This window comes from Salinibacterium sp. 10G20-15 (genome assembly GCF_057365065.1).
Genome location: NZ_CP195118.1, coordinates 2,190,251 through 2,203,803, shown reverse-complemented (window position 1 = coordinate 2,203,803; position 13,553 = coordinate 2,190,251). Strand labels below are relative to the sequence as shown.

Annotated in this window: 14 protein-coding genes; 6 read left to right on the top strand and 8 right to left on the bottom strand. The window is 61.0% G+C overall.

What is annotated here, in order from left to right; genetic code table 11:
* Positions 1–62: 62 nt before the first annotated feature.
* A complete protein-coding gene (locus ACR3YK_RS10700; protein ID WP_486174859.1) occupies positions 63–1,481 on the bottom strand; it encodes an anthranilate synthase component I family protein in 1,419 nt (472 codons plus the stop codon).
* Positions 1,482–1,492: 11 nt separating this feature from the next.
* On the opposite strand from ACR3YK_RS10700, the gene ACR3YK_RS10695 reads away from it, so the two are divergent.
* On the top strand, positions 1,493–2,257 hold the full coding sequence (locus ACR3YK_RS10695; protein WP_486174858.1) for an aminotransferase class IV: 765 nt from the start codon (positions 1,493–1,495) through the stop codon (positions 2,255–2,257).
* A 58-nt stretch (positions 2,258–2,315) separates the two neighbouring features.
* A complete protein-coding gene (locus ACR3YK_RS10690) occupies positions 2,316–3,011 on the top strand; it encodes a DedA family protein (RefSeq protein WP_486176405.1) in 696 nt (231 codons plus the stop codon).
* An 83-nt stretch (positions 3,012–3,094) separates the two neighbouring features.
* Here the strand turns inward: ACR3YK_RS10690 and ACR3YK_RS10685 are convergent, their stop codons facing one another.
* The 5 genes from ACR3YK_RS10685 to ACR3YK_RS10665 form a co-directional block, all read right to left on the bottom strand.
* Positions 3,095–4,006 (bottom strand): ABC transporter substrate-binding protein, encoded by a 912-nt coding sequence (locus tag ACR3YK_RS10685; RefSeq protein ID WP_486174857.1) that lies wholly within the window; start codon positions 4,004–4,006, stop codon positions 3,095–3,097.
* Positions 4,007–4,008: 2 nt separating this feature from the next.
* Entirely contained in the window at positions 4,009–4,761 is a 753-nt protein-coding gene (locus tag ACR3YK_RS10680) for an ABC transporter permease (protein ID WP_486174856.1), read from the bottom strand.
* A complete protein-coding gene (locus ACR3YK_RS10675; protein WP_486174855.1) occupies positions 4,758–5,435 on the bottom strand; it encodes an ABC transporter permease in 678 nt (225 codons plus the stop codon). Before ACR3YK_RS10675 ends, ACR3YK_RS10680 begins: the two co-directional genes overlap by 4 nt.
* Positions 5,432–6,259 (bottom strand): ABC transporter ATP-binding protein, encoded by an 828-nt coding sequence (locus tag ACR3YK_RS10670; RefSeq protein ID WP_486174854.1) that lies wholly within the window; start codon positions 6,257–6,259, stop codon positions 5,432–5,434. Before ACR3YK_RS10670 ends, ACR3YK_RS10675 begins: the two co-directional genes overlap by 4 nt.
* A gap of 129 nt (positions 6,260–6,388) precedes the next feature.
* Positions 6,389–7,009: a TetR/AcrR family transcriptional regulator gene (locus ACR3YK_RS10665; RefSeq protein WP_486174853.1), complete on the bottom strand. Its 621-nt coding sequence runs from the start codon at positions 7,007–7,009 to the stop codon at positions 6,389–6,391.
* 132 nt (positions 7,010–7,141) lie between these two features.
* On the opposite strand from ACR3YK_RS10665, the gene ACR3YK_RS10660 reads away from it, so the two are divergent.
* From ACR3YK_RS10660 to ACR3YK_RS10645, 4 genes are all read left to right on the top strand, one after another.
* Positions 7,142–7,825, top strand: coding sequence for an SOS response-associated peptidase (locus tag ACR3YK_RS10660; RefSeq protein ID WP_486174852.1), 684 nt, complete (start codon positions 7,142–7,144; stop codon positions 7,823–7,825).
* Positions 7,826–7,884: 59 nt separating this feature from the next.
* Complete coding sequence (locus ACR3YK_RS10655; RefSeq protein ID WP_486174851.1) at positions 7,885–8,937, top strand: App1 family protein phosphatidate phosphatase; 1,053 nt, start codon at positions 7,885–7,887, stop codon at positions 8,935–8,937.
* An 81-nt stretch (positions 8,938–9,018) separates the two neighbouring features.
* Positions 9,019–10,815 (top strand): glycoside hydrolase family 15 protein, encoded by a 1,797-nt coding sequence (locus tag ACR3YK_RS10650; protein WP_486174850.1) that lies wholly within the window; start codon positions 9,019–9,021, stop codon positions 10,813–10,815.
* A complete protein-coding gene (locus ACR3YK_RS10645; RefSeq protein ID WP_486174849.1) occupies positions 10,812–11,855 on the top strand; it encodes an FUSC family protein in 1,044 nt (347 codons plus the stop codon). Before ACR3YK_RS10650 ends, ACR3YK_RS10645 begins: the two co-directional genes overlap by 4 nt.
* Here ACR3YK_RS10645 and ACR3YK_RS10640 read toward each other — a convergent pair whose 3' ends face one another.
* Positions 11,856–13,046 (bottom strand): glycoside hydrolase family 3 N-terminal domain-containing protein, encoded by a 1,191-nt coding sequence (locus ACR3YK_RS10640; protein WP_486174848.1) that lies wholly within the window; start codon positions 13,044–13,046, stop codon positions 11,856–11,858. It lies immediately after the preceding gene.
* Between the two features lie 33 nt (positions 13,047–13,079).
* Positions 13,080–13,550 carry a hypothetical protein gene (locus ACR3YK_RS10635; protein ID WP_486174847.1) on the bottom strand — a complete coding sequence of 157 codons (471 nt, stop codon included), beginning with the start codon at positions 13,548–13,550 and terminating at the stop codon, positions 13,080–13,082.
* Between the last annotated feature and the right edge of the window lie 3 nt (positions 13,551–13,553).

Genomic DNA, 13,553 nt, shown 5'->3' with positions numbered 1-13,553 from the left:
ACAGTACACAGCAACAGGGTAGACCGGTCGTTCACTACGACCGAGAGTGGATGCGCGACCGCTTAGTCGCCCGAAACACCCAGCACGCGCAGCAGTGCTGCTGCCTTCAACTTGACCTCGGCCAGCTCTTCTTCGGGCACCGAGAGGGCCGTGATTCCGCCGCCGGCGCCGATCGTTGAGCCCCGAGCATCCATGACGATAGAGCGGATGACCATAGCGAGGTCAACGGCGCCGTCGAGCCCCACGTACCCGAAGACGCCGGAGTAGATGCCGCGCGGGGCACGCTCGAGCGAATCGAGAATGAGAGTCGCGGAGTGTTTGGGGGCGCCGGTCATCGACCCCGCCGGGAACGAAGCCTTGATGGCATCGACGGCGCTCACGTCAGCGCGCAACTGACCACGGATGGTACTGACGAGCTGATGCACGGTCGCGTAGCTTTCCACTGAGAACAGTGTCGGTACCGTGACCGAGCCGACCTCGCACACGCGCCCAAGGTCGTTGCGCATGAGATCGACGATCATGAGGTTCTCGGCGCGCTCTTTATCGCTGGCCAGCAGCTCGGCGGCAAGGCGCTCGTCTTCGGCGGAGTCGGCGCTGCGGCGACGCGTGCCCTTGATCGGCTTCGTCTCGATGAGTCCCGAGGGATCAATCGCTAAGAACTGCTCGGGAGTGGAACTGAGCAGCGAGATCTCGCCCACCTGCATGAAGCCGCCGTGATGGCTGGGGTTGGCGTGGCGCAGAGCGAGATACGTAGCGAGCGGATCCGCGGGTCTGTCGCCGTGGTCGACGTGCACGCTCGTCGTGAGGCACAACTGGTAGGCGTCGCCTTCGACGATCGACCGCTGGCACGCCGCGATCATCGCGAGGTAGTCGGCGTCGGAGTCGCGCCAGACCGCGGTGGGGGCGGGCTGGGGCGCGGTGGAGGCGGTGGGAGAGGTCGTCGGCACGGCTGACGCGGTTGGGGGTGCGGTTGGGGGTGCGGTGCGGGTTGCCGCTGCCTCCACGAGCGCCGCGATACTGTCGCGCCACTGCGCGAGCTCGCCCGTCCAACTGTCGCCGAGCGCGAGCACGCTGAGCGAACGAGACCCGTGGTCGACAACAATTACACGATCTACCCACAGCCAGGCGGCATCCGGGGTCACGGCAGGCGTTGTCACCTCGACGCCGAGCGATTCGCGGCGGAGCTCGTACCCGAGCCACCCGACCCAGCCCAGTCGAAAGCCAGCGGGCGCAGCAGAGTGATCGATCTCCGTCGCTGCGAACTCGCGGCGCATCCACTCGAAGACCGGTTCGTTGAGCTCCGTGCTCAGCACAGCCCGAGTCGAAACGGCGAGGTAGCTGCGCCCCGAATCAGCCGCCGCTCCGCTGTCGAGCCAGACGGCACCAGCGGCATCCGACGCCTGCTGCGCCATGAGTTCGCTAAACACCGCCGCGGGGTCAACCCAGCGCGGCAAGGCAGCAGTCAAGACGCGAGAGCGCATAACCTAAGCCTATGAGTGCGGACGCAATTTATCGGTGGCAGAACGACAAACTTCTCGAGATCTCTCCCGACGAGGTGCCGACAACCCCGATGACCGTCGCCGATTCTTGGCTCGTGAACTCGGGCTCAGTGCTCGCCCTCAATCTGCATCGCCAACGGTTTCTGGATGCCGTACCCGCCGCCCAACAAGAAACTGCCGAGCAGTTCTTCACCGCTGCGATCGCGGCTCTCCCCCGCGCCGGTACGTGGTTTCCGCGGGTCGAGCTTCGCGGAGCCGAGTTCTTTCTGCGTTTGCGCGCGAACCCCGAATTGAAGCGCTCGGCCACGGCCGTGAGTTTTCGGGGTGCCGACCCGCGCACCGTGCCTGCGGTCAAAGGTCCCGATATCGACGCGATGGGTGCACTGCAGGCAGGAGCGCGTGCCCACGGTGCCGACGAGGCGATTCTGCTCACCGACGAAGGATTCGTCATCGAAGGCGCGTACAGCGCTGTGCTGTGGTGGCGTGGAGAGATTCTCTGCGGTCCGCCGGCAGAGCTTGAACGTGTTGATAGCGTTACCGCCCGCAGCGTGCTGACGTTGGCCCGCGCGCTCGGGCTCGACACCCACGAAGAAGCGGTCACCCCGGCGGAGCTCGCGGGCACCGAAGTCTGGGTCGTGAATGCGCTGCACGGCATCCGCATTGTCTCGAAGTGGGTCGATGGCCCGCAGCTTGCCGAGAAGCCTGGTCGTCTCGAGCAGTGGCGCACCCGACTCGGCGCTTTGGCACGCCCCATTTAGCCAGTGAGCTTTCGGTTTTGCTCGCTAGGCTCGTTCCGTGGACCCCGTCGACCTCATTTTGAGCGCTGAACCGAGTGCTGCCAGTGGCGGCTTTGGTCAGTGGGTCAACGATGCGCTGAGCTACATTCTTGACACCGTGCAGTCGGTCGATCCGGTACTCCGCACGATTCTCGCGGGCGTCGCGATCATGCTGGAGACGTCGATATTGGTCGGGCTTCTCGTGCCCGGCGACACGGTGGTGCTGGTGGCGAGCACCGCCGTGGGAAGCGTCTTCGAGGCGGCCATCCTCATCGCGGTCGTGATCGTGGGAGCCTTGATCGGCGAGAGCGTGGGCTTCGCCCTTGGCCGTTACTTTGGCCCCAAGATTCGGCACTCGCGCCTCGGCAAGCGCATCGGCGAACAGCACTGGGTGCAGGCCGAACGCTACCTGGGGCGCCGAGGAGGCATCGCCGTCTTCATCTCACGCTTTCTGCCCGTGCTGCACTCGCTCATCCCGGTAACCGTCGGCATGAGCACGATGCGGTACCGCACGTTTATGGCGTGGACCGTTCCCGCTACCAGCATTTGGTCAATCGCGTATGTCTCTGTCGGCGCCCTCACTGCAGGCAGTTTTCGGGAGCTGCTCGATCAGTTGCACTACGCGGGCTACATTTTCGTCGCCATCGTCGCTGCCATTGCGATCGTCACGGTGATCGCTAAGAAGCTGCTGCATCGCTCGCAACAGCGTCACATGGAATACCACGACGCCGAGTAACCCTTAACGGCCGAGGGGCGGATGCTCGTGCATCCGCCCCTCGGTGCTGGACTAGCCAGCAGCGTGTTCTGTTATCGCCCGTGTTAGCTGAGGCCGTTCTCGCTCAACCATGCGGTGGCGATGTCGTCCGACGACATCTTGTCAACGGTGCTCTCCACATTGAGAGCAACAAGGCCCTCCGGCGTGAGCTTGGCGTTGACGGCGTTAATGACATCAGCGATCGAATCAGCGATGTCTGCGTTCACCAGCGGCACAACATTCGAGGCCAAGAACAGACCCTCAGGGTCGGTAAGGGTAACGAGGCCTTCGGTCTGGATGCGCGGGTCGGCGCTGTAGACGTTAGCCATGTTGATGGTTCCCTCGACGAGTGCCGCAACGGTGGTGTCACCGGTCGCGGTGAAGCTGACCGTGGCGCCGTAGACGTCCTTGAGTCCGGCAGGACCATAGGGGCGCTCTTCGAGTTCAGCGTTTCCACCGAGCTTGAGGTCCGCAACGTCAGCGAGGTCCGCGAGGCTCGTCAACGAGTTAGCTGCCGCAAAGTCAGCGGTCACGTTGTAGGAGTCTTGGTCGGTAGCCGAGGACTGGTCGAGAACCGTGAGGCCCTCGGGCAGCGCATCAGCGAGTTCAGCGTAGACATCCTCTGAGGCCGTTGCCGTGGTGTCAGCGCTGTAGAACTGGAGGAGGTTTCCCGTGTATTCGGGAATGATGTCTACTTCGCCGCTTTCGAGAGCGGGTAGGTAAGCATCGCGCTGGCCGATCTGGAATTGACGCTCGACCTCAAAGCCAGCGTTTTCCAGTGCCTGCGAGTAGATTTCGGCAATGATTTCGTTCGAGTAGTAAGCCTGCGAGCCGACAACGATGGTGTCGCTGTTGGTGTTCTCGTCACTCGAACCGGAGTCCAGGGGATCACCAGTTGCACACCCTGACAGGGCAATTGCAACCCCGACCGCGGCGGCGCCTAGCGCGAGCCGGCCTTTGTTCTTAGCTGTGAACATTTCTATCCTCTTCTTTCTTGGGCAGATTTTGCTGCCACCGCACGTCGTCGAGTTGATGACGTGCGGACATCTTTAGCACGCCCAGCCGAAACTCCGCGGGGAACCGCAAATTGTTGGATGAGCGCAAATATTCCATCGAGAACGAGAGCTAGGGCTGCGATCAGCAGTGCACTACCCAACATCTCGTCATAACGCTGGAGAGGGAGGCCGCGGAAAATGTAAATTCCCAGACCGCCAAGCCCTACGTAGGCCGCGAGCGTCGCGGTAGCGACGACCTGCAGCGTTGCCGCGCGAAGGCCGCCAATGAGCAGCGGAAGCCCGAGCGGAACTTCTACCTTCCATAGGATCTGCCACTCCGTCATTCCCACCGCTCGCGCAGCATCAACAACGCGGCGGTCTACCGCTTCTATTCCCGCATACGCTCCCGCCAGAATCGACGGAATGGCCAAAAGTACGAACGCAGTGATCGCGGCGAGCTGAAGTTGAACCTGAGTTACCCCAATCAACAGCACGAGAAGCAGGATGAGACCAAACGAGGGCAAGGCGCGTGCAGCTCCCGATAAACCGACGGCGAAGTCGCGCCCCTTACCCGTGTGCCCGATGGCAAAACCGAGGGGAATCGCAATGAGCGCCGCAACAATCACCGAAAAGAAGGTGTAGAAGAGGTGCTCTTCGAGCCGGAGTGGAATCGGATTAGTGCCCTCGAGTCGCTCTGGAGAGAAGAGCCATTGCACTGCTTCTATGAGGAGATTCATGCGGGTGCTCCTTCCAGCGCGGGAGCAGTCGCCTTGCGCTTAGCGACCGTCGTCCAGGGCATCAGCATCCGGCCCAGCAGCACGAGAGCGCGGTCGATCAACAACGCGACAATCACTGTCATCACGACCCCGGCGAAGATCTCTTCCAAGATTCGGCGCTGAAAGCCGTTAGTAAAGAGGTAACCGAGGCTCTGCACTCCAATGAGAATTCCGACAGTCACGAGGCTCACCGTCGAGACAGCGGCGACACGGAGACCAGCGAGGACCACGGGGCCGGCAAGCGGGAAGTCGACAGTCCAGAACCGACGCCAACCGCCAAAACCTACAGCAGTGGCCGATTGACGGATCGCTGGATCGACTGAGCTCAGAGCATCAGCTACCGAACGAGCCATGATGGCCACGGCGTAGAGCGTGAGCGCGATAGTGATGTTGAGCTCGCTAAGAAAGCTGATGCCCAAAAGCGGCGGCAGGATCACGAACAGGGCGAGCGACGGAATCGTGTATAGCAAACCGGCGAGGGTCAGCAAAATGCCGCGAGTGAGCTTGAAGCGATACGCCAGCCAGCCCAAGGGAATCGAAATGAGGAAGCCGATAACAATCGGCGGAATGCTCAACCGAATGTGTTCGAGCGTGAGGCCCCAGATCAAATCAAGATTATTGATGATCCAGGTCACGCCGACTCCGATCCCCCGACGAGAACGCCAGCGCCGCGGCCTTCGCTGTCGACCAGGATTGTCCCCGCTTCCGTTTTCTTGAGGGTGAGTGCGCGCTTCCCCCGGTCGGTACCGATGAAGTTCGCCACGAAGTCGCTCGCTGGAGCGGCCATGATTTCGTTCGGGCTGCCAACCTGAGCAATTTTGGCACCCTTTTCTAGGATCACGACCTGATCACCCAACAAGAAGGCTTCGTCGATATCGTGCGTGACGAAGACAATCGTCTTGTCGAGTTCATGCTGCAGGCGGACTGTCTCCTGTTGCAGTTCCGCGCGCACAATCGGGTCGACCGCACCGAACGGCTCATCCATCAGCAGGATGTTCGGATTAGCGGCAAGGCCTCGTGCCACTCCCACGCGCTGCTGTTGGCCGCCTGACAATTGACTCGGGTAGCGGTCGGCAATGCTGCGGCTGAGGCCCACGGTATCGAGCAGTCCGAGAGCCTGTTCACGAGCCTGTTTTCTGGGCACGCCATTAAGCATCGGCACTGTGGTGACGTTGTCTATCACTTTGAAGTGCGGAAGCAGCCCGGAGTTCTGCATGACGTAGCCGATGCTGCGCCGCAGAGCTACGGGCTCTTTGCCCATAACGCTGTCGCCATCGATCTCGATGTCGCCCTCGGTGGGATCGACCATTCGATTGATCATCCGGAGCAAAGTGGTTTTACCACTTCCCGATGACCCGACGAAGACCGTAATCTTTCGCGACGGAATCACGAGATTAAAGTCTTCGACGGCCACGGTCCCGTCGGGGAAACGCTTGGTTACTGCACGAAATTCAATCATGATTTCGGCTCATTCCTCGCGCCCATGCGCGGATCGACACTTGCCAGCACTACTAGCTAAACAGTATTCGACGCCGCTGTCATTCCCGATTGGGCATAACTACCGCAAATCCGCATGAAGCGAGATCAGCTACCAGCCGATGTTCTCCGCAATAAAGCCGCGAACGTAGGACGTGCTGACCGAGATGAATTCTTCGTCACCCTGCGGATTCATCAAGAACGCGCGCGCGACCAAGGCATCGCTCATTTCTAGACTTGCTTCAAGGGTGAAGCGTGTAGCAGCTGAGTTCTCCACACCGAATCGTGCTGAGAGAGCTTCGACAATTCGCTCAGCAACCAGCGACTTGAAGGTGCGCCCGTTGGGTAGTGGTCGCAAGTCGAGCTGGTCTCCTACTCGGAGTCCTCGAAAACCGGGCTCCGTGCGGTATGTGTCGATAACGGCCGTGAACGCGTGACTCAGCGCCGCACGCCAGTCTGCCTGCGCCGGATCGTTGATGGCATCGGTAATGCGTGCCATCACACGCTCAAAATTGCGCGAGCCCAATGCTTGCAGCAAAACGATGCGGTCAGGAAAGTAGCGATAAACGGTACCGATCGACGCTCCTGCGCGTTCGGCGACCATAGCGGTGGTTAGTCGCTCAATGCCGACCTCGTCGACGACGGATGCTGCTGCATCAAGTAGTGCAGTCAGACGAGCGGTGCTCCGTGCTTGCACCGGTTCGTTGCGAAGCGAGACTGCTGGTTCAGTCACGTTTTCAATGGTTGTTGTTTGTGCGGACACAATGGCCCCCTTCTTGGTGTCTGATCAATCCTAACCTTTAGAACGGTTGTTCTACGATGGGTAGAATCTCACTTTTCTGAAAGAAACCCGTAAAATTGTTATATGTGCGGTCGATTTGCAATGGACGACACGGTCAACGAGATGATTGCGGAGTTCGTGACTGCGACCGGTCGCCCTCCCGAAGAGTGGCAAGCTGACTGGCTCGCTACCGCGATAGTGCGCCCTACCGACCAGGTCCCTATTCTGCTGAAGACTCTGTCAACCCGCGACGATCCTTCGTCTGAGTTGATCCCTCGCGCAGCGCTCGCGCAGTGGTGGCTGACGCCTCCCTTCTCGCCTGTCCTGCGCGGCAAGTACCCGACATTCAACGCACGCAGCGAGACCGTCACCGAGAAAGCCACGTTTCGCTCCGCGATCATCAGCCAACGCGCAGTGCTTCCCGCGATCGGTTACTTCGAAACGCAGAAGTCGGGGCCCACGCCGGTTCCCCACTACATCACACCACAGGAAGGCCTCCTCTACTTTGCCGGGCTCTACTCGTGGTGGAAGGATCCCGCCGCCGACCCTGAGGATCCCCAGCGCTGGCATCTCACCACCACCATGCTGACGCAACAAGCAACCGGAGCGCTTGCGGAGATCCATGACCGGATGCCCGTCATCCTTGATCGCGATTCGATCGATGACTGGATTGATCCGCGCACGCGCGGAGACCGGGCTTTGGTTGAAGCGACGGTAGCCGCGTCAGCAACACTGAGTGAACAATTACACGCCGAACCCCAGCCGTGAGTACCCATCGCACCCCGGGGCGGGTACGCACGGGGTGCACGAAAGCCTAGGCTGGAGTAATGGCTCGAACCGGCAAGTCCCACTCCCCTGGCCAAACAGCGGGTGAGATCCTTCATCGCGCCGCCCGGATCGAGGACGCTTTCCACCGGTGGCGCGAACGTCGTGGCCGCAAGCGAGGCCTTACCACTACGATCATCCCCTACAGCAGTTACGCGACGGAGGGCTGGGCCCGAGTACTGTGCCGCGTCGTTCTGACGCGCGGCACTGAAGCCTCAAAGAAACGTGCTGAAAAGGTGCGGGGCTGGCGGAGCTTCTTCAGCATTCCTGTGAACTCCGAAGTTGTCACCGTCACTATCGGCGGTGCACGGGTTCAGTTAACGCCGGGCCGCGGCGGCGTTATTGACGAACAAGTGAAGGTTGCTTTAGCTCCGGGATGGCAAGCAGCCACCCTGGATTCGGCTGGATCCGACGCGACAACCGCGCACATCTTCGTCGTGGATCCCAGCACGACATTCGGGGTGATTTCTGATGTCGATGACACAGTCATGGTGACGGCGCTCCCACGCCCACTGCTCGCCGCCTGGAACACCTTCGTTCTCGATGAACACGCGCGACGCCCGGTCGCCGGCATGGCAGTTCTTTATGATCGCATCACCCGCGCTAACCCACACTCGCCCGTCATCTACCTTTCTACTGGCGCATGGAATGTTGCTCCCACACTGACACGTTTTCTGCGCCGCAACCTCTATCCGCGCGGCGCCATGCTGCTCACTGATTGGGGTCCCACTCATGATCGGTGGTTCCGCAGCGGAGCGGAACATAAACGAGCCAACCTCCGGCGCCTTGCGTCCGAGTTCCCTCACGTGAAGTGGCTACTGGTGGGCGATGACGGGCAGCACGACGAAGAAATTTACGGTGAGTTTGTCGCGAGCCATCCCGACAACGTCGCTGCCGTCGCGATCCGCCAGCTCTCGACAGGAGAAGCGGTACTTGCCGGTGGCCGCAGCAAAATTGCCGAACGCGAGCGAGAGTCATCCGTTCCGTGGCGCTATGCGCCCGACGGTGCCCGTCTCGCCATCGAGTTGCGAGAACTGGGTCTCATCAACGACTAAGTCGCCACAGTTTTGTTAAATTTGGCGCACGAATGCGGCGATGTTCAGGAACACGCGCTACGACGCTGCAATGATTGACTAATGGCGTTACCAATCGAAGACTATGCCCTTATCGGCGACTGTCAGACTGCAGCCCTTATCGGAAAAGACGGGAGCATCGACTGGCTTTGCTTTCCCCGCTTCGACTCCGCATCAATGTTTGGAGCCCTCCTCGGAAACGAAGATCACGGCCGATGGCTAGTAGCCCCTCGAGCGAGCGTGGATGACCCGGCCACCGTCACGGTGACCCGCCAGTACCAACCCAACACATTTATCCTCGTCACCACGTGGGTGACGGAAACGGGTGAAGTTGAAGTAACGGACTTTATGCCGCACGGCAACCGCCGCGCGGATGTCATTCGTCGTGTTCGGGGAATTCGCGGCACCGTTTCGATGTACACAGAGCTTCTTATTCGCTTCGGATATGCCACTGCATTGCCCTGGTTGCGCCAGGCTCCCGAAGCCGGAGAAAACGCGATCATCGGTGTTGCCGGACCAGACGCGATTATCGCGCGCGGAATCGACATGCACTCCGCAGACCACACTCACCGCGGCGATTTCACGATTCGCGAAGGCGAAACGCGAGATCTGACCATGACCTGGTACCCGGCACACCGCAATCCACCGGCCGAAGTCGACGTCGACGCCGTACTCGAATCCACCAGTCGATGGTGGCTCAACTGGTCCGCTCACTGCGAACCAACCGAACAGTACCGCGAGATCGTCAAACGCTCACTGCTCGTGCTGCGGGTACTGACTCACGAAGACACTGGCGGCATTGTCGCAGCGGCCACGACGAGCCTGCCCGAGTGGTTCGGCGGAACACGCAACTGGGACTACCGCTATGTGTGGCTGCGCGACGCCGCCCTCACTCTTCATGTACTTCTCGATCACGGCTATGTGGCGGAGGCGGAAGCCTGGCGCCGTTGGCTCTTGCGCGCGATCGCCGGCGACCCCGCTGATGTGCAGATCATGTATGGCCTTTCGGGCGAGCGCTGGCTTGAAGAGCGCGAACTCACCTCCTTGCCCGGCTACGAAGGCGCCTCGCCGGTGCGTGTGGGCAACGGTGCCTTCGACCAGTTTCAAGGCGACGTATTTGGGGAGGTCATGATTGCACTCCAGGCCGCGCGTCGTTCGGGCGTTCACGAGAACGACTTCTCGTGGCCCCTTCAGCGCGCCCTCATGAACTACGTCGAAGACAACTGGAATCGCCCTGATAATGGCATTTGGGAAATTCGTGGACCGGAGCGCCACTTCACGCACTCTCGAGTGATGCTGTGGGCTGCGATGGACTGCGCGATCACAGCGGTAGAAGAGTTTGGTCTCGACGGTCCCATCGAGACGTGGATTGGCATCCGCGAAGAGATTCGCGAAGAAATCGAACGAGAAGGTTGGGACGCCGAACGCGGCACCTACACGCAGTACTACGGCGGCACCGGCGTGGATGCGTCGCTGCTTCAGCTGCCCCAGGTCGGCTACCTCAAGGCCGACGACCCGCGGATGCTCGGCACCGTCGCCGCGATCGAAGACGAATTGCTCCATGACGGCCTCGTGTTGCGGTACCGAACGGAAAGCGGGGTAGATGGCTTGCCCGACGGCGAGAACCCCTTCTTGACGTGTTCCTTCTGGCTTGTAGAGCAATATGCGTCGTCGGGGCGAGTCGACGATGCAACAGTCCTGATGGATCGCCTCGTTGGTTTTGCCAATGATGTCGGACTCATCAGCGAGGAGTACGACACGACGAACAATCGCCAGGCGGGAAACACTCCACAAGCGCTCAGCCACCTCGCCCTTGTGCGCGCCGCCGATGCGATCTCGGAAGCAAAGACAGCCAAGTGAAGTTCGTAACGACGCTGGTAATTGCGCGTCGTTCACCGCTGCTTCAGGTGCTCAAAACATCGGTCGCCGCGGTGATTGCGTGGGTCGTTGCCGGCTTCGTCGTGCAGCAACCGCTACCCATTTTCGCGGCGATCGCTGCGCTACTTGTCGTGCAACCGAGTGTGACGCAATCGATCGAGAAGGGGCTCGAACGCAGTATCGGCGTGGTCGCTGGCGTCGTCATCGCACTCGGGGCTGGTCAGGTTCTCGGCACTTCAAGTTGGGTCATCCTGTTGGTGATCGTTCTGGCGGTTGTCCTCGCGTGGGCGCTGAAACTAAGTGCGGGCTCAGCAAACCAGATCCCCATCAGCGCGATGCTCGTAATCGCCCTCGGCGGCCAGAACGCCGGCTACGCGGTCGATCGCATCATTGAAACAATCATTGGTGCCATGATTGGGCTGATCGTGAATCTTGCGATCGTGGCACCCGTCATCGTCAGTCCCGCCCGTACTGCGGTGGCGCTACTGACAAAGCACACAGCTGCTGCTCTCGAGTCCTTAGCGTCTGCTCTGCGGGTGCCAAAAACAGAGGCGGAGCTCGACGCTCTACTCGCCGACTCCCGCCAACTCAAGGAACTGCGCGATGCCGCCTCCGCTGCCCTGCGTAAAGGAACAGACAGCCTGACACTGAACCCTCGCCGCAGCAAGCATCATCGGCTGCTGCATCGCGACCGCGAACTATTCGCGATGCTCAGCGTGCTCGTGACGCGCACCCTAGGAATGGCACGAGCGATCCACGATCGCTACGACCCCGATCTCACGACCGATCCGGTAGCGCTCTCGATCGCGAGAGAGTTAGAAAGAGCCGCCCATGACCTGCGGCTGCGCGGCCGATCCCCCAGCGAACGAGAAGCCGCGCCACCGACGCGGGAACTGTTGACCCTGACTGCCCCGCTCACGGTGCTAACTCCACATCCACAGCACTGGATTTTGATCGGATCGCTACTGGAGGATGTGCGGCGAGTTCATGAAGAAATCGTGGGCGACGACGGCACGAGCTAGTTAGCCGACGAGCGCGCTGCACTGCGCGAGACAGGCAACGAAGCGCCCGGTCTCACCAGAGAGTTCGCGCCGCAACTCAAGCAATCGCACCGCGGCATCGTCAATGAGCGCCTCATCGAGTTCGCCCTCGTCAACGGCCTGGGTAACGGCGGCGACAATTCCTTCGGTATCGACCGCTCCGACATAGAGCAGCATCGTATTTCCGGCTTCAATCGCCCGCACCGCATTGCTGATCTGGTTGGAGTATTCGGCGACGCCGGAGCGCTCCAACATGCCCATATCATCCGTGATCGCGATGCCGTCGAAACCGAGATCGTCACGCAGAATTTCATGCCAGCGGGTCGAGAACGTCGCCGGTTCCTCATCCACCGCAGTGAATTTCAGATGGCCGAACATCACCAGGGGCGCTCCCGCTTCGATGCCGTCCTCGAAAGGAACCGCGTGCGTCTTCTCCCAGTCGGCAAAGGACAGCGACGTCGTCGGGATGCTTGAGTGCGAGTCTCCCGCGGCCGCTCCGTGGCCCGGGAAGTGTTTGAGAGTGGAGAGCACCATCGACTCCCCCTGCACGGCCTCCGCAACGCGCGCCCCGGCATCCGCGCCCGTTGCTCCGAACGATCGCTCGTAAATGAAGCTGGACGAGTCGCTGGCAATATCGGCGACGATGCCAAAGTTCACTGAGACGCCGACAGATTCGAGCAAGGCACCGCGCTGGGCGAAGGCCTCGAAGGCTGCGTCGGGGGCTTGAGAGCGAAGTTGTAGCGCCGATGCTGCGTCGTCCGTTGGAACACGGCGGACGATGCCGCCCTCTTGGTCAGTGGCGACCAGCACAGGCAAGCCCGCCTCTGAGCTCAGCGCCGCCGTATCGGCTTTCAACTCGCCCAAGCTGTCAGGGATGTTATCCCCCATCAGAATGAAACCGCCGACGCCGTCGAGAGTGCTACTCACTCGCTCGGCCGGTGATTCGCCGGGAACGTGCACCATGAGCATGCTGAGCACCTTCTGGCGGAGCGACATGGTGGAGAGTCGGTCAGTCGCGTACTGAGCGATCGGATCTACCGGTTGCGCCTCAGGTCGCGGCGCGAAGGTCGGAGCAGGAACGACGTCGGGGTGAGCAGCGGCAGTACACCCCGCGAGTGCGAGCGTCGCGGCTACAGCGGCGGCGATCGCAGGGATTCGTCGCGCGATCATCATGCAGCGATCGTACCCGGCTTCGACTCGAGCGGGTCAGGAGAGCCAGGTCAACGAAGCGAAGTCTTCTGCGGTGAGACCGAACTGATCGGTGGCGTGAGCGACGGTTGTTCGTACGACAGGTACCTCCACGCCCTTGCGCGTGAGAACGTCGATACCGGCGGGCGTGAGGCGCGATCGTGAGAACCGCAGCACGATGGTGTCAAAAGCATCGTCAGCCCCGACAACTTGCCAACGACTCGTGAGCACCTTCAACCAACCTTGACCGCGCCAGACGAATTCGTCGCCCCGCAAACGGTCGGTGCCGACGATGGTCTTCTGCTCGCCATCGCGAGTCGTGTAGCTCACGGTGTCAGCGAAAGTCAGCTCGTCACCCTCGGCAGTCTCGTAGCTAAACTCCGGGTTACGGCGCGTTCCATCGAGCCACATCGGAAAATTGGTCGCCTCAACGCACCAAGTGCCGGGCAGCTTGGCGGCTAGCACCGAAAGATCAAAAACTTCACTCACGAG

Bases quoted from the DNA above. Each gene is read 5' to 3' on its own strand.
- ACR3YK_RS10700 (WP_486174859.1), bottom strand. From the start codon at position 1,481: ATGCGCTCTCGCGTCTTGACTGCTGCCTTGCCGCGCTGGGTTGACCCC.
- ACR3YK_RS10695 (WP_486174858.1), top strand. From the start codon at position 1,493: ATGAGTGCGGACGCAATTTATCGGTGGCAGAACGACAAACTTCTCGAG.
- ACR3YK_RS10685 (WP_486174857.1), bottom strand. From the start codon at position 4,006: ATGTTCACAGCTAAGAACAAAGGCCGGCTCGCGCTAGGCGCCGCCGCG.
- ACR3YK_RS10680 (WP_486174856.1), bottom strand. From the start codon at position 4,761: ATGAATCTCCTCATAGAAGCAGTGCAATGGCTCTTCTCTCCAGAGCGA.
- ACR3YK_RS10670 (WP_486174854.1), bottom strand. From the start codon at position 6,259: ATGATTGAATTTCGTGCAGTAACCAAGCGTTTCCCCGACGGGACCGTG.
- ACR3YK_RS10660 (WP_486174852.1), top strand. From the start codon at position 7,142: ATGTGCGGTCGATTTGCAATGGACGACACGGTCAACGAGATGATTGCG.
- ACR3YK_RS10655 (WP_486174851.1), top strand. From the start codon at position 7,885: ATGGCTCGAACCGGCAAGTCCCACTCCCCTGGCCAAACAGCGGGTGAG.
- ACR3YK_RS10650 (WP_486174850.1), top strand. From the start codon at position 9,019: ATGGCGTTACCAATCGAAGACTATGCCCTTATCGGCGACTGTCAGACT.
- ACR3YK_RS10640 (WP_486174848.1), bottom strand. From the start codon at position 13,046: ATGATGATCGCGCGACGAATCCCTGCGATCGCCGCCGCTGTAGCCGCG.